Source organism: Paenibacillus ihumii (assembly GCF_001403875.1).
GTDB lineage: Bacteria > Bacillota > Bacilli > Paenibacillales > Paenibacillaceae > Fontibacillus > Fontibacillus ihumii.
This window is the reverse complement of the sequence record NZ_LN884299.1, coordinates 3,562,905-3,586,683: the sequence shown is the minus strand read 5'-3', so window position 1 is coordinate 3,586,683 and position 23,779 is coordinate 3,562,905. Positions and strand designations below refer to the sequence as shown.

At 51.9% G+C, this 23,779-nt stretch carries 18 protein-coding genes; 9 read left to right on the top strand and 9 right to left on the bottom strand.

From position 1 onward, the window contains the following. Window positions 1-4: 4 nt before the first annotated feature. The 6 genes from BN2762_RS23370 to BN2762_RS23345 all read left to right on the top strand — a co-directional run bounded on the left by BN2762_RS23370 (window position 5) and on the right by BN2762_RS23345 (window position 5,789). Window positions 5-880 (top strand): carbohydrate ABC transporter permease, encoded by an 876-nt coding sequence (locus BN2762_RS23370; protein WP_055109220.1) that lies wholly within the window; start codon window positions 5-7, stop codon window positions 878-880. A 67-nt stretch (window positions 881-947) separates the two neighbouring features. After that, window positions 948-2,045, top strand: coding sequence for a glycoside hydrolase family 88/105 protein (locus BN2762_RS23365; protein WP_055109219.1), 1,098 nt, complete (start codon window positions 948-950; stop codon window positions 2,043-2,045). Between the two features lie 102 nt (window positions 2,046-2,147). Continuing rightward, entirely contained in the window at window positions 2,148-3,509 is a 1,362-nt protein-coding gene (locus tag BN2762_RS23360; protein WP_055109218.1) for a glycoside hydrolase family 28 protein, read from the top strand. A gap of 11 nt (window positions 3,510-3,520) precedes the next feature. Then, window positions 3,521-4,411, top strand: a complete 891-nt coding sequence (locus tag BN2762_RS23355) for a dienelactone hydrolase family protein (protein WP_055109217.1) — start codon at window positions 3,521-3,523, stop codon at window positions 4,409-4,411. Between the two features lie 46 nt (window positions 4,412-4,457). Next, window positions 4,458-5,423 (top strand): pectinesterase family protein, encoded by a 966-nt coding sequence (locus BN2762_RS23350; protein ID WP_055110347.1) that lies wholly within the window; start codon window positions 4,458-4,460, stop codon window positions 5,421-5,423. Window positions 5,424-5,426: 3 nt separating this feature from the next. After that, window positions 5,427-5,789 carry a family 43 glycosylhydrolase gene (locus BN2762_RS23345; protein ID WP_055109216.1) on the top strand — a complete coding sequence of 121 codons (363 nt, stop codon included), beginning with the start codon at window positions 5,427-5,429 and terminating at the stop codon, window positions 5,787-5,789. Window positions 5,790-6,035: 246 nt separating this feature from the next. Here BN2762_RS23345 and BN2762_RS23340 read toward each other — a convergent pair whose 3' ends face one another. Together BN2762_RS23340 and BN2762_RS23335 are read right to left on the bottom strand one after the other, a co-directional pair. Next, the gene (locus tag BN2762_RS23340) at window positions 6,036-7,328 is read right to left on the bottom strand and encodes a glycoside hydrolase family 27 protein (protein WP_055109215.1); all 1,293 of its coding nucleotides are present in this window, start codon (window positions 7,326-7,328) and stop codon (window positions 6,036-6,038) included. A gap of 153 nt (window positions 7,329-7,481) precedes the next feature. Beyond that, complete coding sequence (locus BN2762_RS23335; protein ID WP_055109214.1) at window positions 7,482-8,423, bottom strand: helix-turn-helix domain-containing protein; 942 nt, start codon at window positions 8,421-8,423, stop codon at window positions 7,482-7,484. A gap of 265 nt (window positions 8,424-8,688) precedes the next feature. On the opposite strand from BN2762_RS23335, the gene BN2762_RS23330 reads away from it, so the two are divergent. Together BN2762_RS23330 and melA are read left to right on the top strand one after the other, a co-directional pair. After that, a complete protein-coding gene (locus tag BN2762_RS23330; RefSeq protein WP_055109213.1) occupies window positions 8,689-9,726 on the top strand; it encodes an AraC family transcriptional regulator in 1,038 nt (345 codons plus the stop codon). A gap of 166 nt (window positions 9,727-9,892) precedes the next feature. Beyond that, a complete protein-coding gene (gene melA, locus BN2762_RS23325) occupies window positions 9,893-11,401 on the top strand; it encodes an alpha-glucosidase/alpha-galactosidase (protein ID WP_055109212.1) in 1,509 nt (502 codons plus the stop codon). A 1,381-nt stretch (window positions 11,402-12,782) separates the two neighbouring features. Here the strand turns inward: melA and BN2762_RS28110 are convergent. The 6 genes from BN2762_RS28110 to BN2762_RS23295 all read right to left on the bottom strand — a co-directional run bounded on the left by BN2762_RS28110 (window position 12,783) and on the right by BN2762_RS23295 (window position 19,679). Continuing rightward, window positions 12,783-12,905 carry a hypothetical protein gene (locus BN2762_RS28110; RefSeq protein ID WP_262362840.1) on the bottom strand — a complete coding sequence of 41 codons (123 nt, stop codon included), beginning with the start codon at window positions 12,903-12,905 and terminating at the stop codon, window positions 12,783-12,785. A 130-nt stretch (window positions 12,906-13,035) separates the two neighbouring features. Continuing rightward, window positions 13,036-14,541, bottom strand: a complete 1,506-nt coding sequence (locus BN2762_RS23315; RefSeq protein WP_055109210.1) for a response regulator — start codon at window positions 14,539-14,541, stop codon at window positions 13,036-13,038. Next, window positions 14,541-16,364: a cache domain-containing sensor histidine kinase gene (locus BN2762_RS23310; RefSeq protein WP_055109209.1), complete on the bottom strand. Its 1,824-nt coding sequence runs from the start codon at window positions 16,362-16,364 to the stop codon at window positions 14,541-14,543. The genes BN2762_RS23315 and BN2762_RS23310 overlap by 1 nt, the downstream gene beginning before the upstream one ends. A 31-nt stretch (window positions 16,365-16,395) precedes the next feature. After that, window positions 16,396-17,229 carry a carbohydrate ABC transporter permease gene (locus BN2762_RS23305; RefSeq protein ID WP_055109208.1) on the bottom strand — a complete coding sequence of 278 codons (834 nt, stop codon included), beginning with the start codon at window positions 17,227-17,229 and terminating at the stop codon, window positions 16,396-16,398. Next, window positions 17,226-18,122 carry a carbohydrate ABC transporter permease gene (locus tag BN2762_RS23300; RefSeq protein ID WP_055109207.1) on the bottom strand — a complete coding sequence of 299 codons (897 nt, stop codon included), beginning with the start codon at window positions 18,120-18,122 and terminating at the stop codon, window positions 17,226-17,228. Before BN2762_RS23300 ends, BN2762_RS23305 begins: the two co-directional genes overlap by 4 nt. Before the next feature lie 228 nt (window positions 18,123-18,350). Beyond that, the gene (locus BN2762_RS23295; RefSeq protein ID WP_055109206.1) at window positions 18,351-19,679 is read right to left on the bottom strand and encodes an ABC transporter substrate-binding protein; all 1,329 of its coding nucleotides are present in this window, start codon (window positions 19,677-19,679) and stop codon (window positions 18,351-18,353) included. A 321-nt stretch (window positions 19,680-20,000) separates the two neighbouring features. Here BN2762_RS23295 and BN2762_RS23290 point away from each other — a divergent pair, with 321 nt between their 5' ends. Continuing rightward, the gene (locus tag BN2762_RS23290) at window positions 20,001-22,544 is read left to right on the top strand and encodes a beta-mannosidase (RefSeq protein WP_055109205.1); all 2,544 of its coding nucleotides are present in this window, start codon (window positions 20,001-20,003) and stop codon (window positions 22,542-22,544) included. A 450-nt stretch (window positions 22,545-22,994) separates the two neighbouring features. On the opposite strand, the gene BN2762_RS23285 is transcribed toward BN2762_RS23290, so the two are convergent. Continuing rightward, complete coding sequence (locus BN2762_RS23285) at window positions 22,995-23,726, bottom strand: L,D-transpeptidase family protein (RefSeq protein WP_074048679.1); 732 nt, start codon at window positions 23,724-23,726, stop codon at window positions 22,995-22,997. Window positions 23,727-23,779: the final 53 nt, after the last annotated feature.

Below are 23,779 nucleotides of genomic sequence, written 5' to 3'. Positions count from 1 at the left end.
TGAAATGGTAGAAGATAGATCTTTCGGCGGCAGGCTATTCGCCGCTGTAAACTTTACATTGCTAGCGATCATCGCTTTGATTACTGTGCTTCCCTTTATCCACGTTGTAGCAGGATCATTCACCACCAGCGCAGAACTGGCGGCGAGCAAATTCGTGCTGATTCCCAAGGTTTGGAGCCTGGAAGCATACAAGTTTATTTTCTCAACCAACACGATATTCCGGGCTATGGGCGTATCCGTTGGAGTGACGCTGGTCGGAACGCTGGTAAGTATGTTTTTGACGGCTTTGATGGCCTATGGCCTGTCCCGCCGGGATCTGGACGGACGCAAGGTCGTGAACTTCATGGTTGTATTCACGATGCTGTTCCATGGCGGAATGATTCCTACGTTCCTGGTCGTCAAAGAGCTGGGGCTGATCGATACGTACGCTTCATTGATAATCCCTTCGGCAATCAGTGCCTTTAACATGATCATTCTCCGGAACTTCTTCCAGAACATTCCCGAAGGGCTGGAGGAATCGGCCAAAATTGACGGCTGCAGCGACTTCGGCATTCTGTTCAAAATCGTACTGCCGCTGTCCATGCCGGCGATCGCGACGATTTCCTTGTTCTATGCGGTAACTTATTGGAACACCTACATGACGGCGATCCTGTACCTGGATGACAGTGCGAAGTGGCCGATTCAGGTTCTGCTTAGACAAATTGTCGTCCTAGCCAGCGGCATGGATCACAGCTCTACGCTGGACGCAGCGGTTCCTCCGCCGGATCAGACGATTAAAATGGCGGTTATCGTCGTAGCCACGCTGCCGATTCTGATGGTGTATCCGTTCCTGCAGAAGCATTTTGCCAAAGGAGCAATGCTGGGTTCGATGAAAGGATAATTCATATTGCATATTGCAGTTCATCTTGGAGCAAGAGGACTATGGTTAACATGGAGGGAGCTTAGACATGACTGTAAAAGGATCTGCTGCGCCGCTCGACTGGGCCAAAAAAGCCTGTGATTCTCTAATGGACACCTACAAGGCGGGGGAGCTTCCTCCGGCCCGCCGCTGGCATTACCATCAGGGCGTATTTCTATGCGGCATGGAGCTGCTATGGGAGACGGTTCAGGATGATCGTTACGTCAATTATATTCAGGAATATGTAGACGATCTTGTAGATAAGCACGGCAATTTGTACTTTCAGCGGGACGAGCTGGATGCTATGCAGGCAGGACTGCTGCTGTTCAATCTTCACGAAAGAACGGGGCAGGAGAAATACCGAATCGCGGCGGAAAAGCTTAGAAGCCTGCTGTTCACGATCAACCGGACCTCAGAGGGCGGCTTCTGGCATAAGGATAAATATCCTTATCAGATGTGGCTGGACGGCCTTTATATGGCCGGCGTATTCTCCTTGAAGTATGCCAACGTCTTTGGAGAGGCCGGGCTACGGGATACGGTGCTTCATCAGGAGAGATTGATGCGCAAGCATATGAAGGATGAGAAGACCGGTCTCTTGTACCATGCCTGGGATGAGAGCCGCCGCATGCCGTGGGCAAATCCGGAGACGGGATGTTCCCCGGAATTCTGGAGCCGGTCGCTGGGCTGGTATGGTCTTGCTTTGGCGCAGTTCATGGATTTGCTCCCGGACGAACACCCGGGCCGCGCCGAGCTGCTGCCGGTTCTCGGCGATTTCGTGGAGGCGCTGATTCGTTATCAGGATGAAGACAGCGGTCTGTGGTACCAGGTCGTCGATAAAGGGCATATGCCGGATAACTGGCTGGAAACCTCGGGCTCGTGTTTATTCGTGTATACGATTGCCAAGGCCGTCAAGCTGGGAATTTCCGGTGAGAACGCTCTGGCAGCGGCGAAGAAAGGCTATGCAGGCTTGATCGATGTACTGCAGGAAGATGAGCAGGGAAGATTGATCCTGCCCGATATCTGCATTGGCACCTCCGCAGGAGACTATGACAATTACGTCACTCGGCCGAAAGTAAATAATGATCTGCACGGGGTCGGCGCCCTGATTATGGCATGTGTGGAGATGCAATCTTTAATCAACGGCTAATGGCAGGTGTCTTTATCACGACAGGACTTGATTCTCTGGCAATTCAGGGTATCAAGTCCTTATGGTTCTATGACGATAGCATATGAAGGGGAGCGAGAGCAAATGGAAGTTTACAATATTATGGATTACGGAGCGCAGCGAGACGGCGGGGCGCTTGCGACAGAGGCGATAGCCCAAGCGATAGCCGCGGCCAGCGAGGCAGGGGGCGGTACCGTCTATGTACCGGCGGGAACGTTTTTGACGGGAGCTATTTTTTTGAGAAGCAATATTGAATTGCGCCTAAATCCTGGAGCTGTTCTATCCTTCAGTACGAATCCGGAGGATTATCCGGCCGTGGAATCGAGATGGGAGGGGGTCAGGCGGCAGGTCCACGCTCCTTGCATTAACGGCTTCGATCTACAGAATGTATCGATTACCGGAAGCGGGACGATTGAAGGGAATGGGCAGCCGTGGTGGGATAAGCATCGGAACAGGCCGGAGGAGCTGGAGTTTCCGCGGCCGACGACGATCGGCTTTTACAACTGCCGGCGGGTGACGCTCAAAGATGTGAACATCAGAAATTCCCCAAGCTGGACGGTGAATCCGATTTGCTGCTACGATGTTACTGTGGACAATGTTTCCATCTATAACCCGGCGGATTCTCCGAATACGGACGGCATTAACCCCGAGTCCTGCACGAATGTACGCATTAGCAACTGCAATATAGATGTCGGCGACGATTGCATCGCGATTAAGGCGGGAACCGAGGATACAGCGGAACGTGTGCCTTGCGAGAATATTACGATTACGAACTGTACGATGGTTCATGGCCATGGCGCTGTCGTGCTTGGCAGCGAAATGAGCGGCAATATACGCAACGTCACGATCAGCAACTGTACGTTTAAGCAGACGGATCGGGGCATTCGGCTGAAATCCAGACGCGGCCGCGGCGGGATCGTCGAGGATATTCGCATTAGCAACATCGTGATGGAGGATGTAATTTGTCCTATTAAGCTGAATCTGTATTATTTCTGCGGCCCTCGCGGCAAGGAGAAGTACGTATGGGACAAAAATCCGTACCCGGTCACGGAGGAAACCCCCTGCTTCCGCCGCATTCATTTCGCCAATATTACGGCGCGCAACGTCCATGCCGCTGCCGGCTTCCTGTATGGACTTGCAGAGCAGTATATATCAGAAATCACGTTCAATGACATAGATATTTCTATGGCAAAGGATGCGATTCCTGGTTATCCCGCAATGATGGCCGGCATCGACAAAATGCAGCGCCGCGGCTTTTATCTAGGGAATGTGCGGGATATTCGCTTTAACCGGGTCACGATCGAGAACCATGAAGGGACCGCCTTCTATATTGAGAACGGCGAGAATGTTGAGATCACGCAGTGTGAATCCAGGAACACCAGCAAGCCAGAAAAGCTGATAGAACAAGTTACAGTTGCACCCTCGAACGATAATATCAAAGAATGAGGTGGAGCATTATGGCACGAGAGCGATTAATAGGATTGTTAGGAGACCTGCCTGTCAACAAGCCGATTTCGGCTGAGGTATTGACTCAGGAGGAGCACGACGGCTATTGGCTGGAATCTTTGGTGCTCGACTTAAACGGAATCGAACAAGTACCCGCTTATGTGGCTAAACCTCTGCATGGAGAAGGGCCGTTTCCTCTCGTCGTCGTGAATCACTCTCATGGCGGGGACTACGAGCGGGGACGCAAGGAGTTTATCAAGAGCAGCCATTATCTGCAGGAGCCTTCCTTTGCCAAGGTTCTTACGGGAATGGGATATGCGGCCTGCTGCATCGACATGTGGGGCTTCAACGAGCGCGGCGGCAAGAAGGAGAGCGAGCTCGTCAAGGAAATGCTCTGGCGAGGCCGCGTGATGTGGGGCATGATGATTTATGATAATATGCGTATGCTTGACTATATGTGCCAGCGCGAGGATATCGACGCTTCCCGCATCGCGACGATGGGGATGTCGATGGGCGCCATGATGTCATGGTGGCTCGCGGCTCTCGATGAGCGGATCAAGGTCACGATCGACATCTGCGGGCAGGTCGATGCCGAGACGCTGATTGCCAAGCGCGGGCTCGACCACCATGGGTTTTATTCGTATGTTCCGGGCCTGCTGAAGCATTTCAGGACCTTGGACATTCAGAAGCTGATCGTTCCCCGGGCGCGCATGAGCATGGTCGGGCGTAATGACCGGATGACCCCGATCGAGGGTGTCGAGTATTTAGCCGACGGGCTGTATGATGCGTATCAGTCGGCAGGCCAGGGCGATCATTGGCAGCCCGTTATTTCCAGCGCCGGTCATATGGAGACCTTGGAGATGCGGGTGGCCTGGCAGAAATTTTTGGCGGAGCATCTGTAGTATGGTCGAGTTAACGGGGCTATCTCCGGTTCAAATATCGGAACATATAATAGTAGGAAAAGAATCGTTCTGTCATTTTCAGAGTATCCAGGCGGCGGTCGATTTCCTGGAGAGGTACGCTGCGGATACGGTTCAAACGTTATATATATTGTCGGGAGTATATGAGGAGAATGTGCTCATTTACCGCTCGCATTTGCGGATCATCGGCCTGGGCTGCGTCGAAATCACCGGGAAGCGGTATGCGCAAGAGCTGGATGAGCGCGGCAAGCGCATCGAGACGTTCGGCACGCCCACCTTGTTCCTGGGCGGTAGTGATCTGGTCGTCGAGAATATCGTGGTATCGAATACTGCAGGCCAGGGTCCGGAGATCGGCCAAGCGATCGCCGTATATGCGCATTGTGATTTGGCCGTGTTCAGGAATTGCTCCTTCAGGGGCCACCAGGATACGCTGTTTACGGGACCCTTGCCGCCGGCGCCTCGAGAGAGAGCGGAGTTCGGTGGAATTCCGCTCAAGGAGCATCATGCGAACTATAGGCAGCTGTACCAGAATTGTTATATTGAGGGAACCGTTGATTTTATTTTTGGCGGAGCGACAGCTTATTTTGAGTCCTGCGAGCTTCGAAGCCTGCGCCACTACGACGATCAGCCGGGTTACATTACGGCAGCCTCCACGCCGCAAGGACAGAAGCATGGTTATGTATTTCACCGCTGCTTCCTGACCGCGGCCCAGGGGGTGACGGATGTGTACCTGGGCAGACCCTGGCGTGAATATGCCAGAACTGCATTTCTGAATTGCCAGCTTGGCGAGCATATTCATCCGCTCGGCTGGGATAACTGGAATGATCCTGCGAATGAAGCGACCGTTTGCTACGAGGAATACAGCTCTGCCGGGGCCGCTGTTCTTCGGCGGCAGCGGGCCGCCTGGGCTGGCTGTTATGAGGCTGGTGCGGAGACGCTTGGGAAGGAGCAGGTATTTGCCGATACGGATTTTTGGAAGCGAGAAGAGGGGTAGACGATGAATTTTGATGCGAATACGAGCATTATTAGCGTCGGGGACATTTACTATGCAGCGGTGCCCTCGATTGACGGCTTGCCGGGCGTACGGGTTTATCAGTCCAAGGATTTGGAGCAGTGGGAGTACTACACAGATATCTTCACCAATCAGGGTGAGTGGAACGTCAGTCCGAATCCCAGCCTTTGCGCCCCGCAGCTGAGCTATCATGACCATCAATTTTATCTGATCTATTCCGATTTCAAGAGCTCAACGCGCTCCTCACTGAATTGTGAGAGCTACCTTGTGGTCGCGGATCGGCTGGAAGGGCCGTGGTCGGAGCCCATTTGCCTGCATAGCAGCGGCCTGGCCTTTAGTTCATGGTGATCGCTGGTTTCCTGTAAACGTTATAAGAGTCTTACCCTATTTCTGATTTATGCTGTGTTGACAGCTAGAAATTGAATGAATAGGGTAGGGCTCTTTTTGGGTTGCAGACATATCCGCATTCCTTAGAATCAATCTGGTCAATGCCTATCCAAATGAGCCGGTGTACAAAAAAAGGAGCTATCCTGCTGCTCTACGAGTATCCTGTTGCTCTACAGGCGGTAAGGTAAGGGATAGCTCCTGTATTTATTATATTAGCTTCACCGGATCTAAGCGAAATAGGGCAGCTCCGTGGGGCAGAACCATCGCCGAAAGGCTGTCTTGAATCTCGCTCGCTGCTCCCGTCCACAGCTCTTTGGCTTGAACCGGGGAAGCGGCGCCGATCGCGCCAATCGGGAGACGGATACTTAGCGGGGTCTCGCCGGTGTTGAAGCAGGCCACATAAAGACTGCCGCCTTGCCCGTCGGCTGCCCAGACAATGAGCTGCCCCTCCCGCTCCACCAGTCTGGCATTCCTGCTGTTCCGGTGCATTTCCAGCACCTCGAGGTTCGTCAACAGCGATAAAGTCCATTCATCATTGTCTCTCAGCTCGCCCCCGAAGAACAGCGGGGAGCGGAACAAGCACCAAAGCGACATCATCGTCACCTGCTCCTCGCGTGTAAAACGTGTCCAGCGGTCGGAGCCGCCGCCATCTACGGAGCGGATACCGATATGGCCGAGCGGCAGCATGTCGCAATCGGGCCAGCAGCCATCTCCTGAGCGGCCTTGCCATCTCTCGCAGCGGTCGAACATATCGAGCAGGAGTTCCCAATGATCCCAGAAGTCGTCGGTCATTCTCCACATGTTCGCATTTTGCGAGAGGAATTCCGCATACTGAACCGGCGCTGGACCCGGCGACAGGCTCAGTACCATCGGCCGGCCGCAGTGATCGATCGCGCGGCGGATCAGCTCGATTTCCGGCTGATGCGTATCATAGAGCTTCGATGCGGCGATGTCGTCGACCTTAATAAAGTCCACGCCCCACTGCGCATAAAGCTCGAATAACGAATTGTAATAAGCCTGTGCCCCGTCCTTGGCGGCATCCACACCGTACATATCCGTATTCCATGGACAGATTGAATTCGGATGGGCGATATCGCGGGCCGTGAGAGACGTTCCTTTGATCGGAGTGCCTGCATGGGTGGCCTGCCGCGGAATTCCCCGCATAATGTGAATGCCGAACTTCAGTCCCAACTGATGAACATAGTCCGCGAGCGGCTTGAAGCCTTGACCGTTCACTGCTGAAGGGAAACGGTTCTCCGCCGGCATTAGCCTGGCGAATTCGTCCATCACGAGCGGCACGAACGGGCGATAGACAGAGGAATCCGCTCCCGGCTCATACCACTGGATATCAACAACGACCGTATCCCATCCATATTCCTTGAGATGCTTGGCCATATATTCGGCATTTCCGCGAACCTCTGCTTCGGTTACCGCAGCCCCATAGCAATCCCAGCTATTCCACCCCATGGGCGGCGTGGGAGCAAACAAACGATGATCCATACAATTGTTCCTCCAATTCATGTTCCTATTATTGTTGATCGAATAAAGTTGCTCTGTCTTTTTATCTTAAGATGCTTTGATAATGGACATCTACAACAATTTAGGAATATGAATAGCAGAAAATTGCTGTTGTGTATACAGAGATCTTTGCAATCAATCGAAAAAGAGGCGGTTATACTGCAGAACATGGCTGCCTGAGCGGAAGGAGCCTGGAGTTTGCCCCGTAAATTTATGGAACACTTTAATATAATAACTCCCCGATGAGTATCCGACTTGGCTGGCAATTCTTTCGACACTCCAATCCGTGGACCGCAGCAGCTCGATCGATTCCTCGATTCTCTTTCTATTGACGTAATCGTTGGGCGTGATGCCAACATGCTTCGTAAATGTGCGTAAAAAGTGGAATTTGGATAAGCCTAGCTGCCGGGCAAGCTGCTCCAGACCGATCATACGATGATAATGCGAATTCATGAAGCGAACGGCTTCACGAATGGTGACAGGCCAATGCTCCTCTTCGCGATGGCGGTCGGAAGCGGCTCTTCTGAGCTCTATCAAGAATTGGTATACATAAGAGGAGGCGATATACGGATCTGTGATTTTGCCGTTATGAGCTTCGTTGAATAGCGATTTCAGCCTTTGAATCGGCAGACCGTGGGGATCGAGATAAGGCGTTGAACCGATGAGAGAAACGATCTCCGTCCATAGCGGCAAGGCTGTCCGTGGACGAATCAGCAAAAAATAAAACTCCCACAGGGCCTTGCCCTCTGCCGGATAATAATAGCGGTGGTTGCTCGGAATTTCGATCAAAAAAGCCCGGCCGGCATGAATGTGAGTAATGCTTCCGCTGCCGGTGCCTGGCACTGAATCTTCGTTTCCGTCTTCCCTATTTCTTGGATCGCCGACTTCAAGGACCCCCTCGCCTTGAACGGAATATTGAAATAACAGCAGAGGGCCATCCGTGCGGGTCAAGCCATCCCAAAAGTAGTTCGGATGATCTGCAAACTCATGTCCAACGGCAAATAAACTGCATAACGGCAGGTGCGGAGCATCGTTGAATCGGAATCCGTAAGTCCCCCAAGGCGTCTCTGATTTCATGGGCTTCCCCCTACGATCATTAGTGAGTTGTTCGCTGCTGCAAACATCAATAGAATAGCATATTTCCGCGACAGGGGATGCGGGTATTTGATCAGCAGCAAGCGCAATAGTAGTGCTTGATTGCCGGCCCGGCCTGAGGCGGTGTCAATGGTAGCCGCCAAAGCCGCTTGAAAGAAAGGCTGCTGGCGAGCTACATTAGTATCGGGCAGGGGATTCGGTAAGATGCAGATGCGGATTGAGGCGCGAGAGTCGGGAGGCGAGTGCATTGGAGCGAGGAAGCTTATTTCGAACGGGATTATTGGACGGTGATTATCTACCGGAAGTTACAGCTTATTATTTTAAGCAATGGAACGAGATGCATATGGCGTTTCATCGTCATGATTCTACGGAAATTATGTATATTATATCCGGCGTTTGCCGGGTTGAAGTTCGCAGCGGCGGTGCCAAGGGAAGCAGCTCCAAAGTTGACGGTGTTAGTCTAAAAAAAGGGGAGTTTATTCTGATTGATGCCAATGTGCCCCACAGACTGATCGTGGAGAAGGAGAGCCCGTGCCGGATGCTGAACATTGAGTTTCGCTTCTCCGCCTGCGAGGGGCGCCACCCCTCGCTGCGGCAATATTTTGAGGATGGCGGGGAGGAGGTAGCGATAATGGCGTCGGCTCCATTTGACTACATCGTGATGCGGGATCCGGAGGATATTTATTATACGTTAAAAAGCTTGGTGCTGGAGCTGGACCGCATCGGCCATGAACCTTCTGCTGCCAGGAATGGCAGGGGAGAGACTGGAAAAAGCCAAGCCGATGGCAACTCGGCAGCCAGGCTACAACAGCATGGGAGGATGATCCTAGGCCAGGGTCAGGCCATGGTGCGGTTATTGTTTGCCCAACTGCTCATCTCGTTGGGACGGCTGAGACAGGAGCATAGCTCTAACGGGCAGCAGGAGTACGATCATTATGTGAAGCAATGCCTCAATTATCTGCATGAGAACTACGATCAGGACATCCGCGTGCAGGACGTGGCTAGGATCGTCAATTTGCATCCAGGCTACTTGCAGCGCATTTTCAAGAGCCATACGGGCGAGACGCTAATGCAGTACCTGACCCGGCTGCGGATGGATAAGGCAGCGATGCTGCTGCTGCACACGGATATTCCGGTTGCGGATATCGCAGATTATGTGGGCATTGGCAGCCGCCAGTATTTTCACGCCCTTTTCAAAAAGCATACCGGCTGGACCCCGGTACACTACCGCAATTCACTTCACGCCCAGAAGAATGATGCAGAAGCGAAAAGTGAGGATTTCTGACATAGACAGCCGCAGAAAGTCAGGATATTGATAACGCTCCCTATGCTCCCCTTGATACAATGGGGCCAAGGTTCAACTGCGGGGGAATTCCATCGGAACACTCCTTAGAGAGTAAGGAGTTGCTAAGGAGCTCCCGTTATTTCAAAGCTTAGGGGGAGGAATGGCTATGTCATTCAAGGTCGCGTTTATCGGTGCTGGCAGTATCGGATTTACCCGGGGTTTGCTTCGGGATTTGCTGTCCGTGAAGGAATTTAGCGGAATTGAGGTTGCTTTTACAGACATTAATTCGCACAATTTGGCAATGGTCACCGAGCTGTGCCAGCGGGATATTGAGGAGAACGGCTTGGCAATCCAGATCCAAGCAACGACCGATCGCCGGGAAGCGCTCAGGAATGCCCGGTATGTGATTTGTACGATCCGGGTCGGGGGCTTGGAGGCCTTTGCTACCGATGTCGACATTCCGCTGCAATACGGAGTGGATCAATGCGTTGGGGATACGCTATGTGCCGGGGGGATTATGTATGGACAGCGCGGGATTGCTGAAATGCTGAGCATTTGCAAGGATATACGGGAGGTCGCGGCCGAAGACGCACTGCTGCTGAATTATGCGAATCCGATGGCTATGCTGACCTGGGCCTGCAATAAGTACGGCGGTGTGCGTACAATCGGTCTTTGCCACGGCGTCCAGGGAGGCCATGCGCAAATTGCTGAAGCCTTCGGCTTGAAAAAGGAAGAGGTCGATATCATTTGCGCGGGCATTAATCATCAGACCTGGTATATCAGCATTCGCCACAATGGGGAGGATTTGACCGGCAAACTGCTTGATGCGTTCGAGGAGCATCCCGATTTCTCCAGAACGGAGAAGGTGAGGATCGATATGCTGCGCCGCTTCGGATACTACAGCACCGAATCGAACGGGCATTTGAGCGAATATGTGCCATGGTACCGGAAGCGTCCGGACGAAATTAAGAACTGGATCGATCTCGGCAGCTGGATTAACGGGGAGACAGGCGGATACTTGCGGGTATGCACGGAAGGGCGCAATTGGTTCGAGACGGACTTCCCGAATTGGATGAAGGAGCCGGCGCTGGAATACAAATCCGCAGAGCGAAGCGAGGAGCATGGCTCCTATATTATCGAGGGACTTGAGACGGGGCGCATATACCGCGGGCACTTCAATGTCGTCAACCGGGGCATTATTTCCAATCTGCCGGACGATGCGATCATCGAGGCGCCAGGCTATGTAGACGGCAACGGCATTTCGATGCCGCATGTCGGCGATTTGCCGCTCGGTCCGGCGGCTGTGTGCAATGCCAGCATTTCCGTGCAGCGGCTGGCTGTGGAGGCCGCGGTGCATGGCGACGACAAGCTGCTGCGTCAGGCGTTCATGATGGACCCGCTCGTCGGAGCAGTGTGTAATCCGCCGGAAATATGGCAGATGGTCGACGATATGCTGATCGCTCAGGAGGCCTGGCTGCCGCAGTATGCAGAAGCAATCGCCGCAGCGAAGGAGCGCCGGGCTTCCGGCGAGCGCATCCCAACGCGGCAAGGCTATACCGGGGCTGCGCGTCAGCAGGTGAAGACGGTGGAGGAAATGATGGAGGACCGCGAGGCAGCGAACAAGAACGCGCGTGAAGCCGACAAAGGGAAGGAGCGGGCTTCCGCGGGAAGCTGATCGTGCCCCTATTTCCAGCGGGCTGTGCTGAACAGCAGGACGGCGGTTCGCTGCCCGCATCCGGCAAGGAAAGGGGTGAGGCCAGTTGGCCTTGGCCCTACACAGCCCGGATGCGGTAATGAGGGTGGAGCGAAAAGAGGCTGTCCCATAAGTAAAATTTGGAACACTTCATATGGGAAAATATGGATGATAATTCTGTAAAAGACCAAGGAGCTAAGCGGTTTGTTCTCGCTTAGCCCTTTGGTTTTTTGGCATCGACGGCGGCTTTCAGATTGTGGGCAAGGGAAGGCAGAAAGCACCCTTTGAATATCACGATCATCTTGGGCTTTTGTAGATTGCGGCTTTAGCACACAATCCTCACAGCCGGCGCTTCGGTAATGATATTAGCTATTAGATATTAGCTATTAGATATTAGATTCGCTTTTATACCCGCTTTCTGTTTTCTCCTTACTTACTCTCCGAAAAAGGATTGTTTGTCCAGCCGCGCCTATCTATGTATCTTGTTCGCTGTTTAGGTCCGGTCGCCCTTGATGTGACCTAACACGCTCTCCACCTCCGCTTGCGTTGAAGTGAGTAAACACGCTCCCCATCTCTCGGTTACGTTGAAGTGACCTAACACGCTCTCCACCTCCGGTTGCGTTGAAGTGAGTAAACACGCTCCCCACCTCTCGGTTACGTTGAAGTGACCAACATGCTCTTCACCTCGGGTTGCGTTGAAGTGACCAACAAGCTCCCCACCTCTGGTTGCCCCTGAAATGACCAAACACGCTTTCCACTTTCGGTTGCGTTGAAGTGACCAAACACGCTCTCCACCTCCGGTTGCGTTAAAGTGAGTAAACACGCTCCCCACCTCCGGTAGCCCCTGATCTGACCAAACACACTTTCCATCTCACCTTTACGCCGAGCATGAAGTACGGATTTCACGTTCTAAATGGATTTATAGTAGTTAGTTTCTACGGCAAAGCAAGGAAAGTAGATTTAAATGGATTTCATGTCGTTAGAAGAAGGGAGATCGCCAGCATGGGCGGGATTCTTGATTTTAAATGCATGAAATCCATCTAATCCATTGAACCATTCGTTTAGAGCGCAATTAGATACATGAATTCCATTTAGTGTTTCGAGTCCATAGCTTGTATAACATGAACCCAAAAAGAATGGACTTTAGTGTACGAGTTCGACATCTTTAGTTTGAGTTTCTAGCTTATGTTCGAGTTCAAAAGCTTACGTTAGAGTTTCTAGCTTATGTTTGAGTTCAAAAGCTTATGTTCGAGTTCGACTGCTAATCATAGCTTATATAAGATGCGCTAAAGATTCGACAGCGCTTATATAAGATGAGCTATAAAACGGGATGCAGGCAATGGGGAAGTTGATTCCGCAATAATTAATCCTGCAGAGACGGATTCCGGCAGACGGATAGCCAGGCAAATAGCTGGGCGAATAGCCAGACGAATAGCAGACGAATAGCTGGACGAATAGCCAGACGAATAGCCAGACGGATAGCCATCTAAAAAAAGAGGCGCCCCTCGTCATCTACGATGACTTCTGGGGCAGCCCGTTTTTGTCTTGAGAGTATAGACTTGCAAGTTCCCGTTGAGCATGAAAAAAACAATAATCATGCCGCCGAGGACAGTTCATTAGTATGAATTGATTTTCTTATATTCATTGGGCGTTACGCCGACGATGCGCTTGAACAGCTTGTTGAAGTAAGCCGGATCGGGATAGCCTACCTCGCAACCGATTTCGTGGATCTTCATGTCGGGGCATGTTTTAAGCAGATGCTTTGCCTTCTTGAGACGGACTTCGATTAAATAATCGGTTATCGTCATGCCGGTTTCGTTCTTGAACAGCTTGCTGAGATAGCTTGGGGTCAGGTAGACCATGGAGGCCAGGTGCCCCAGCTCAGCCTGCTGATCGTAATTTTCGTAGAGCCAGCGCTTGACCGTCTCGACGGATCTGTCGGACATCTGAAGGCGGCCAGCCCGAATTTCTTCGAGACCCTTAAGAAATTGGGATAAGAATAAGCTCTTCATCTCCGCAAAAGTAAGGCAGGCCAGCAAGCGCTCCTCAAGCTGCTCTCCAGCTGCCGCAGGATACAGCGATTTCCACTCCTGAAGCCCAGTTAGCGCCGTATCGTGAATTAGCTGGCATAAGGAGAGGATCGATTGCCTGGAGGGCTTGTTCTCCTTGATCTGGTCGAACAAGATCTCCAAATCCGCCTTGATTTGAGGGAGGTTCAAGACCTGCATATGCTCGCTAAGCGCTTCCTTTGTGCCAATGAACCATTCCGCAATATCAAAGTCCGGCAGCTGCATATCTTCACAATGGTAACAGCTCCAGGCTGAATAGTCGTAAAGCCCGTAGTCGCTGGCCCTAACAGCTTCAAGGTAAGCCTTGCCTAATTGTGCTGCCCGGCTGTACGCCCGGCTGGAGCCGGCCTGGATGGTTCCGACCGGAGCGAGAAGGGGGCGGAGCCGGCTTGGAAGCTGTTTGATCATGCTTGCATCGGGTTCATCTGCATAATAGCTGATCAGCGTCAGCATGCCTTCCCCCGTATCGATGATATCGGCGGGGCAGCCAAGGCCCTGGTCCGCGACCGCGAGGCTCAATTGGGCGAGAAGCGCTTCGATATCGCGGCTGCGCAGCACATGCACGGCAAAAAAGGGCAGCGGAAAATCAGGCTCAGGAAGCTTGCTGCAAAGGGAGGTGGCGCTTTTTAAATAAGACAGCAGAACCCCGGAGCGAAGGCGCTGCTCTTCGTCAAAATTGGCTTCTTTCTCTTCGTCCAGCATATAGAGCAGCTTGAGGAGCTGCTGCTTGTCGATCGGCTTGAGCAGGTAATCGACCGCGGAATAGCGAAGCGCCTGACGGGCATATTCAAAATCGGTGAAGCCGCTCATAATAATGCACCGGATTTCAGGCTGAGCGGATTTCAGGCATTTAATCAGCTCCAATCCGTCCAGCGTGGGCATGCGGATGTCCGTAATGACCACGTCGACGTCCGCTGTCGTGATATAATCCAGCGCCTCCTGCCCATTGGAGAAAACGCCGGCAACGAAAAAAGCTGCGTTCTCTTTGCAGATGATTTTGGCGATTCCTTCGCGGATTGGGAACTCGTCATCGACTATAACGATTCGAAGCATTAACTTACTCCCTCCCTGTACCGTTTGCAGTATTCTTCTTCCAGGAGTCCTGCAATCTTTAAGGTTACCGTTGTACCCTTCCCGGGCAGGCTGTCTACGGTCAATGTCGAGCCGCTACCATAGTTTAAGCGGATTCTTTCATTGACATTGCGCAGGCCGATCCCGAACTTGTCGATTTTTCCATCCGTTAGGCTATGATTCAATTGGGTCAATCTGTCTGCATTCATGCCAACGCCGTCATCGCGGATTTCGAATACAGCATCCAAGCCTTCGTTCCAGCCTGTGATCGTGATGGTTCCCGGCTTTTCCTGCTTCTCCAGCCCGTGAAACACAGCGTTTTCGACGATGGGTTGAAAAACCAGCTTAATGATCGGCAGATGATAGAAGTGCTGCGGAACTTCAATCTGAAAATCCAATTTATCCGGAAAGCGGATTTGCAGCAGCTGCAAATAGTTCCGGACATGGCGGAGCTCCTGCTCAACGGTCACGGTCTCGTCGCTGCGCGTAATGCTGTATCTGAGGAGCAGCCCCAGCAGATAGGTCAGCTCGGCAACGCGGTCGTCGTCGTTCAGCTCGGCGAGCATGCGGATCGATTCCAGCGTATTATATATGAAATGCGGGTTGATCTGGTTTTGGAGCGCCAGCATATCCGCTTTTTGTTTGCTTTTCTCGGTTTCGGACACCTCCTGCAGGAGCCCTTTTATCCGGTCGATCATCCGGTTGAAGTGGCTGCCGAGCCGGCCGATTTCGTCATTGTATTTTACCTCGACGTGGACATCCAGGTTGCCTCGCTGCACCTGCTTCATTAACCGCACCGTCCGGGTGAGCGGCTTGGTCAGTGCATAGGAGATGAAGATCGCTACCGCCAGGGCGAAGAAAACAATAAGCAATGCCGTAATTATCAGGGCGTTGCGGCTTTGCTTCATCGGAGCGAGCAGCTCCGTTAGGGGGATGTAGGAAATGGTTTTCCATCCGGTGCTGGCAGATGAGCTGTAGACCGAGATGTAGGGCTTGCCCCCGATGTCCAGCTCGAAATAGCCGCGTGGCCCGGAAGCTTGCTCTAACAAGGGGCTGCCGCTTAAATCCTTGCCCAGCATAGCGGGATCGGAGTTGTATACGACTCTGCCGTTCTCATCCACGATCAAGGTATTTCCGTGCGTAACGGAATTCAGCGGCTCGATGATTTCCTCGAACAGGCGGATATCCACATCGATCACGACGATTCCGATGTTCTTCAGCGTACTAACGGACTGGATGGAGCGCATAATGGTGAATACCTGCCGCTGTTCGGAGCCGTTGACCCGAATCGGATGGGTTCCGAGCAGCACGGGAGATACGCCGGCCTCGCGTGTCCGGATCTCCCATCCTGCCCGTCTCTCTTCCGGATATATTACATTAATGCCGGGCTTCGTATTATAAAAAGTCTTGCCGAAGCGATCGGTCAAGTAAACGCCGGCAATCTCCTCCTTCATATTTGCCAGGTACATCAGAAACATATTGATGCTCGCGCTTTTATCCCAATCCGTCTCGCGCTGATCCAGGTGCTTCTCGACGTCCTTGTTGTATAACGGCAGGATGGTGTACCGTTTCAGGTCGGCGATGTAGCGATCCACTTTGTCCATAGCGTTGTCAGTCATTTGGCCGGCGGAGCTCGTCATGTTGCTCAGAATGGAATGCGAGTTCGCCCGGTACGACGAGTAGCTGACATACGTGATCGGCAGGGATATCAGAAACACGAAGACGATGACCAGCTTTTTTTGCATGGACAGGTTAGCGAAGAACACCCAAGCTTTGCGGAATGAATTAAAAATGGATGAGATCATAGGCTGCCGTCCCTCCTGCAGAAAATGCCGGTTATTTTACCGCACCGCTGGTCACGCCTTCAAAAATATATTTCTGAAGCACGAAGTACAAGATGACGGTCGGCAGTAAAATCAATAATATCGCCGCACTAATCAGGTTCCAATCGGCGATGTTTACGCCTTGGAAGCGCATGAGCACCGTGGTAACCACGCCGAGGCTCTGCTTCGGCATATACAGATATGGCGTGTACATGTCGTTATAAATGCTGATCGATTTCAGGATGACAAGGGTTGCTGTGGCCGGGGTCAGCAGCGGAAAAATAATCGAACGGTAAATCCGGAACAAAGATGCTCCTTCCGCCATGGCATTCTCGTCGAGATCGACCGGAATGTTGCGAATGAATTGCAGGTACAGAATGATTTGAATCACGTCGGCTCCGATATACAGGATGATTGGTGCCCCCAGCGTATTATATAGACCCAGCTGTTTAATGATTCCGAATGTAGCGACCTGGGTGGTGATGCTGGGAATGACCGTAGCAAACAGGTAGGCGCCGAATACCGCTTTTTTTAGTTTGAAAGTAAATCTGCCCAGCACGTAAGCGACCATGGTGCCAAAAATAATATTAAAGATGAGTGCGATGCAAATAATAATCAGCGTATTGGTGAAGCCGGTCAGCAGCCCGCCCCGTTCGAATACGATTTTAAAATTATCGAAGTTAAGAAAGCTGTCAGGCAGCGCCATCGTGCTCGCCGTATTGAATTCATCGCTGGATTTAAAGGAGTTGACGATGATGACATAGGGAGGGAACAGGACGACAAATACGCCGATCAGCAGGGACAAGTATTTGATAATGTCTATTCCGGTGAACTTTTTGCTGTTCATTTTCCGCTCCCTCCTCTGCTTAGCACGAATTGCTGAAGGCCGACGACGATAATGACGAAGAACAGCAGGATGATGCTCATGGCTGAAGCCAGGCCGTAATGATTATAAGCGAATGCCGTCTCTACGACGCGCTGCACGTAGGTCTGCGACGCTCCGGCTGGTCCGCCTTTGGTGAGCACGAAGGGCAGATCGAAGACCTCAAGAGCCCCGGTGACGGTGAGGAACAGATTCAGCTGGATGACGGGCTTCATGTTGGGCAGAGTAATCCGCCAGAAGGTCTGCCAGGCGTTGGCGCCGTCTATTTTTGCCGCCTCATAAATGTCCCGCGGGATCGCCTGCAGGGAAGCGATGTAAATAACCATGTTATAGCCCATGAACCGCCATAGTCCCGTGGAGGCCAAAGAGTAGTTGACCAAGCCGGGCGTCCCGAGCCAGCTGGTCTCACCAAGGCTGGTCAGTCCCACAGCCTGCAGCAGCAGATTGAGCGAGCCTTGCGTCGTATCGAACACGTAACCGAACATGAAGGCGACGGCGACACCGTTCATGATGTAGGGGAGGAAGAGCAGCAGCCGGAACACGTTCCTTCCGCGCAGCCTGCCGTTCAAGAGGACGGCGAAATAAATCGCCACAATGTTCTGGACAATCCCCATGACAAAATAAGCGAAGTTATGGGTAAACACCCCGAATATATCCGGGTTAGAGAAAACTTCCTTGTAGTTGTCGAGCCCCACCCATGGTTTCTCCGGGCTGTAGCCGTCCCAGTCGGTGAAGCTGAACCAGACCAGCTTGAGGGCTGGATAGTAGGTGAAGAGCAGCAGGAGCGCGACCGGAATCAGTAAAAAGGAAAAGATGATTATATTTTTCTGCGTTTTGTATGATAAGGTTCCAAACATGCCCGAAAATCCCTTCTTTCTATCCGCTGTATTGACAGCAAAATGGATTATCGCCTGACCGATAACCCATTTTGCGTGATGTACTGCGTTGCACTGTGTGAACTGTGATTCAGCTTGATGTACTGCGTTGCATGTGCGATGAACAGTGATGCATCTCAATGTACTGCGTTGCATGTGTGATGAACAGTGATATATCTCGATGTACCTTGAAGTTCAAGGCAACGCCATTTAATAACCGAGGTCTTTCTTTGCTTTGGCCCACGCTTTATTCCATTTATCAAGCACGGCTTGCGGATCCTTCGCCAGCACGAACTCCTGGGCGATGGCCGGCAGATCGATTTGCGCCTTGTTGGAAATTTCGATGACCCTCGGATCATCCGGCGTACCCTCTTGCAGCTCTACCCCGGTGGCCTGGAATTCGGCGAGCTGGGTCAGCTTGGACTCGCGGCCCTCCAGCGGCGAAATGAAGCCCGCAAAATCCTCGTAGCCGGAATCCTCCAGCATCCAGGTCAGGAATGCCTTGGTGGCTTCCAGATTCTTGCTGTCTTTGTTGACGGCGTAGAAGAAGTCCGGGTTCAAGCCTGCTCTGATCTCCCCAGAGTTGTCGAATGGAAGCGGGAAAAATCCGATGTTATCCGACTCGGCGCCCACGCCAATCACCTGGTTGATAACCCAATTGCCAAGGAAGTACATGCCCATTTTGCCGTTCGCCACATCCTTCTTGGATTGCTCCCAATTGGTGGAGTTAATGTCCTTCTCCAGATAGTCCTTCTCGGCGAGCGTTCTCAGCAAAGACATCGCCTTGCCGTATCCGTTGTCCATGGAGAAAGGAGCTTCCATATCCAGCCTTTCGTTGGGAAAGTTCTTATTGTTCTCGATGACTCTCGGCAAATCATAGACCCAATTCCCCAGCGGCCATTTATCCTTGAAGTTGGAGGAAAGCGGAATGACGCCGTTTTGCTTCAGCTTCTCGCAGGCGGCGAGAAATTCATCCCATGTTCTGGGGATTTCGGTAATTCCCGCATCGGCGAAGGCTTTTTTGTTATATACGATGCCTGATGTGGAGTTGCCCGTCGTAATTCCGTACAGCTTGCCGTCGTAGGACTTGAAATCCTTGAAGGTGACCTCTGCGCTTAACTCCAGATCATCGAGCGGAGCAAAATATTTCGGCAAATCCGAGTTCGGAATATCCGGGATGAACATCAGATCCGGCAGCTCGCCGCTGGCCATGCGGACTTTGATTTGCTGGTTATAGTCCGTCTGGCTAGCTTCAAATTCGATCAGGATGTCGGGATATTTCTCGTTGAAGCGCTTGACGTAGTCATCATACTCCTTGCCGATCATGTCTGTCCGGTTGGTTAGGAAGGTAACCTTCCCGCTCAGTTTGCCGGAAGCTCCTTGATCGGTTGTGTTTTGTTCTGCGGCGCTAGAAGAACCGTTGTTATTACCAGGGTCTCCGCCATTTCCGGCGTTACCCTTGCTGCCGCTGCAGCCTGTTAGAGCTGCGGTTAGCGCAAAAACCATCATGAATGCGATGAGTAGGCCTTTCTTTTTCATCCTTGTGTCGCCCCTTTTATACTTATTTTGATAGCGCTTACAGTTTGATTGTATAGTTTTGTCATTTCACTTTAAATGTACTGGTTTGTTATTTATTGTCTTTAATTAGCTTGTTATCGGATTGGGTTGGGAAGGTTATTAGACGGGATTATTTGTTTTGTAAATTATATAACAAAATGATAACAAATTATATTGATGATGTAATATAATAAATTATAATTCAAGTGAAAGAAAGAGAAGCTTGGATGAATTAGGCTTTATGTTGTTTGTTTTCTTTCAATGTGGTTACTGAAAACTAATGTGTTATTTGATGGAGGGCTTATGATCATTCAACAGCAGGTATTAAATCAGTGGAGCTTCAAAGCATGCGATGAGACGGACTGGCATAGCGCCGAGGTTCCGGGGACGGTACATACCGATTTGCTGCGGCATGGCTTGATTCCGGATCCGTTCTTCGGAACGAATGAGCATGATTTGCAGTGGATTGATAAGAAGGATTGGGAATATAAATCTAGTTTTGAGCTGTCTAGCCGCTGGAGGGAGCTGCGCCGGATTGAGCTCGTTTTCGATGGGCTGGATACCTATGCGGACGTTTATGTGAACGGGAAACATGTGCTGTCGGCTGACAATATGTTCAGAGCCTGGCGGGTGGATGTGCAGGAGCTGCTGCAAGCGGGAAGTAACGAGGTGCTCGTCCGGTTCCGTTCGCCGATTGAGGAGGATTTGCCGAAGCTTGAAAAGCTGGGGCATGATCTGCCGGCTACGAATGACCAATCGGAATTGGGCGGTCTTGGCGAGCGCAGGGTCAGTATTTTTGCACGGAAGGCGCCATATCACTACGGCTGGGACTGGGGGCCTCGCTTTGTGACCAGCGGTATCTGGCGGGAGGTTCGCCTGGAAGGCTGGTCGGCTCCGATAATCCGGGATTTGTATATTCGCCAGGATGAGGTAAACCTTGACAAGGCTAGGCTGACGGCCGTCGTTGAAGTAGAGGCTGTGTCCAGCTGGCAGGGCCGGCTGCGTGTCGGCACAGAGGAAATGAGCTGGGAGCAAGAAGTGGCGTTAAAGCCTGGTCTGCAGACTTTGACGCTGGATATGGAAATCGCAGCTCCGAGGCTATGGTGGTGCCGGGGACTCGGCTCGCCATCGATGTACACTTTTCATGCGGCTTTGCAGCAAGGTGAGGAGATCGTATCTGAGCGGGCTGTAAGAACGGGCCTGCGCAGCATTGAGCTGGTTCGAGAAAAGGATCAGGCGGGGGCATCGTTTTATTTCAGACTGAACGGTGTCCGGGTGTTTATGAAAGGTGCTAATCACATTCCGAATGACAGCTTTACGACAGAGGTAACGCGGGAGCGCTACCGTCATGAGATCGCCTCTGCGGCGGAGAGCAATATGAACATGCTGCGCGTGTGGGGCGGAGGCATTTATGAAGAAGACGCATTCTATGAGCTATGCGATGAGTATGGGCTGCTGGTGTGGCAGGACTTCATGTTTGCCTGCAGTATGTACCCCGGAGACGAGGCCTTCCTGAGCAGCGTGGCCGCTGAGGCGGAATACAACATAAGGCGTCTGCGGAATCACCCTTCAATCGCTTTATGGTGCGGCAATAACGAGATCGATTCGGCCTGGGCGCACTATGCATGGAATACAGGCTGGGGCTGGAAGGAGAAATACGACAGCGCGAAGCTCAGGGATAAAATTTGGGCGGATTATGAAGCTGTGTTCCATCGCATCCTTCCTGAGGCCGTCCAGAAATGGGCGCCCGGCACCGACTATTGGCCGTCTTCTCCCCTGCGCAGCTTGACGGGGGATGAGAATCAGCATGCTACCCAGATTACGGGCGAAGGAGATGTGCATTATTGGGGGGTATGGCATGCGGTAGAGCCGTTTGACAATTACAACCAAAAAATTGGCCGCTTTATGAGCGAATACGGCTTCCAATCCTTTCCTGAGCTTAGAACGGTGTTGAAGTATGCCACAGAAGATCAATTGGAGCTGGAATCCAAGGTCATGCTCGCTCACCAGAAGAATGGAAGAGGCAATCAGCTGATCAAGGAATATATGAGCCAATACTTGCCGGAGCCGCGGGATTTCAAGTCGTTTCTGTACATGAGCCAATTATTGCAAGCGCAGGCGATCCAGACGGCTATTGAGGCACACCGCCGAAACAAGCCTTATTGCATGGGTACGCTGTATTGGCAGATGAACGACTGCTGGCCGGTCGCTTCCTGGGCGGGCATGGACTATTATGGACGATGGAAGGCTTTGCAGTACACAGTACGCCGGAGCTTCCGGGATGTTATGATTTCGATCGATGATACGAAGGATGGCGAAGTGGCGGTTCATCTGGTTTCCGACCGGCGTGGGCCATTTGCTGGCGTGCTGAGGCTGCGCCTGTACGATTTCGCCGGCAGGCTGCTGCATGAAATGAGCCAGGAGGCAGCTGTCGGTGCGGACGCCGCGGACGTCGTGCTTCGGGTTCAAACCAGCGAGTGGCTGGGAGGTCATGATCCGAAGCGCGTAGTCTTGCTGGCTCAGTTGGAAGAGGATGGCGCAACTCTGGATAGTAAGCCATACTATTTTGAGACGTTCCGCGAAATCGATTGGCCGGAGGCTTCCATTACGGTCGAGGAAGTTCCGGGCAGCGAAGGTACATCCTTTATGCTCCGGACGGATGCTCTAGCAAGGCAGGTGTGGCTGTCCACAGAAGAAGAGGGGATATTCTCCGATAACTTCTTCGATCTTATTCCCGGCGTGCCGCACACCGTTACCTTCTATCGCCGCAGCTCCGGCGAGGAGGCATTCACTCAAGGCAAGCCGGGTGCGTTAACGGTCAGCTCGATGAAGGACTTCATTGTATAAGACTTATGTAGCGGATATCATTGCTGTGCCTAACCTGACACTAGTTGCTCTGCCGTATTACCGTGGTTGTTGAGTCAGGCACTATCCCACTTATGAAGTGACTAGACGCTGGCCAGCATAGCGATTAGATGTTGGCTAGCGTAGCCATTAGCAGAACGTCGGGGATCTAAGTAAATTTATCGGACACAGGTTCCGCTATTTGGGCAAAATATTATAAAACGCTGAGCTAACGGACATACGATCATCTATTTAGAGAAAACACCTTGAATTTTTGGTGATTTTCACTAAATAAGTGATCTACGGTCCGTTAGGGGATCAATTCAAGTGTTTTCCGGGAGAATAGCGGCTTCTGGGTCCGTTAGAGTTCAATAGGCGGAACGGCGCCAACAGCGGCACGTATCCTGAGTGCACAGGGCGGGCACAGCAAGCGTTACGTTATTGCAATATACATTATTCTAGCAGTCCGAGGGATTCATAAACCTTGAGCGAGACAACCCCGTTGGGCATGAGGCCATGGTCGCGCTGATATTTTTTTAATGCAGCGGTTGTATCGGCACGGAATTTGCCGTTGCAAACTCCGTTGAAGTACCCCGCGCTTTTTAGCCGGGATTGAATCAGTTGAACCTCTCCCCCGACATCTCCCTCGGCTAATGCCCTCGGGTCATGCTTAATATGGCCCAGAACATGGCCATATATAGTAACTTTGGTACCAACGGGGATCATGTCGTAGAGCTCAAGTACGTCTCTATTCCGCATCCGTATGCAGCCATGGCTTAAATGCTGTCCTATGGAATAAGGCTTATTCGTGCCATGAATGCCGTAGGTTCCCCAAGGTACGTTCAACCCCAGCCAACGAGGGCCAAAGGAAGGTCCCCAATCGGTCCCTTTATAAATGATTTTATATTCCCCGACGGGTGTTGGTGTGGCCGGGTTACCTACCGCGATGGGATAGGTTTTGAATTTCTGGCCCTGAGCCCGTATGATCAGTTGATGATACTGCGGATAGATCTCAATCGTATATAATCCTTCATCCGCTACGATCGGGAGTGAAGGGTCTTCTAGAGCAGCTGCGAAGGAGAAAGAGGTGCGGCTGCAGAAGGCTATCCCCACTGTTGTCAGAACACAAATAAGGAATAGCGGTCTAAGCAGCTTGAGAATTGCAGTTAAATTGGTTAGAGTCATGACGTCACCGTGGATTTTATTTTTTATGTAGTTTGTGCTAAATACAGACTTTC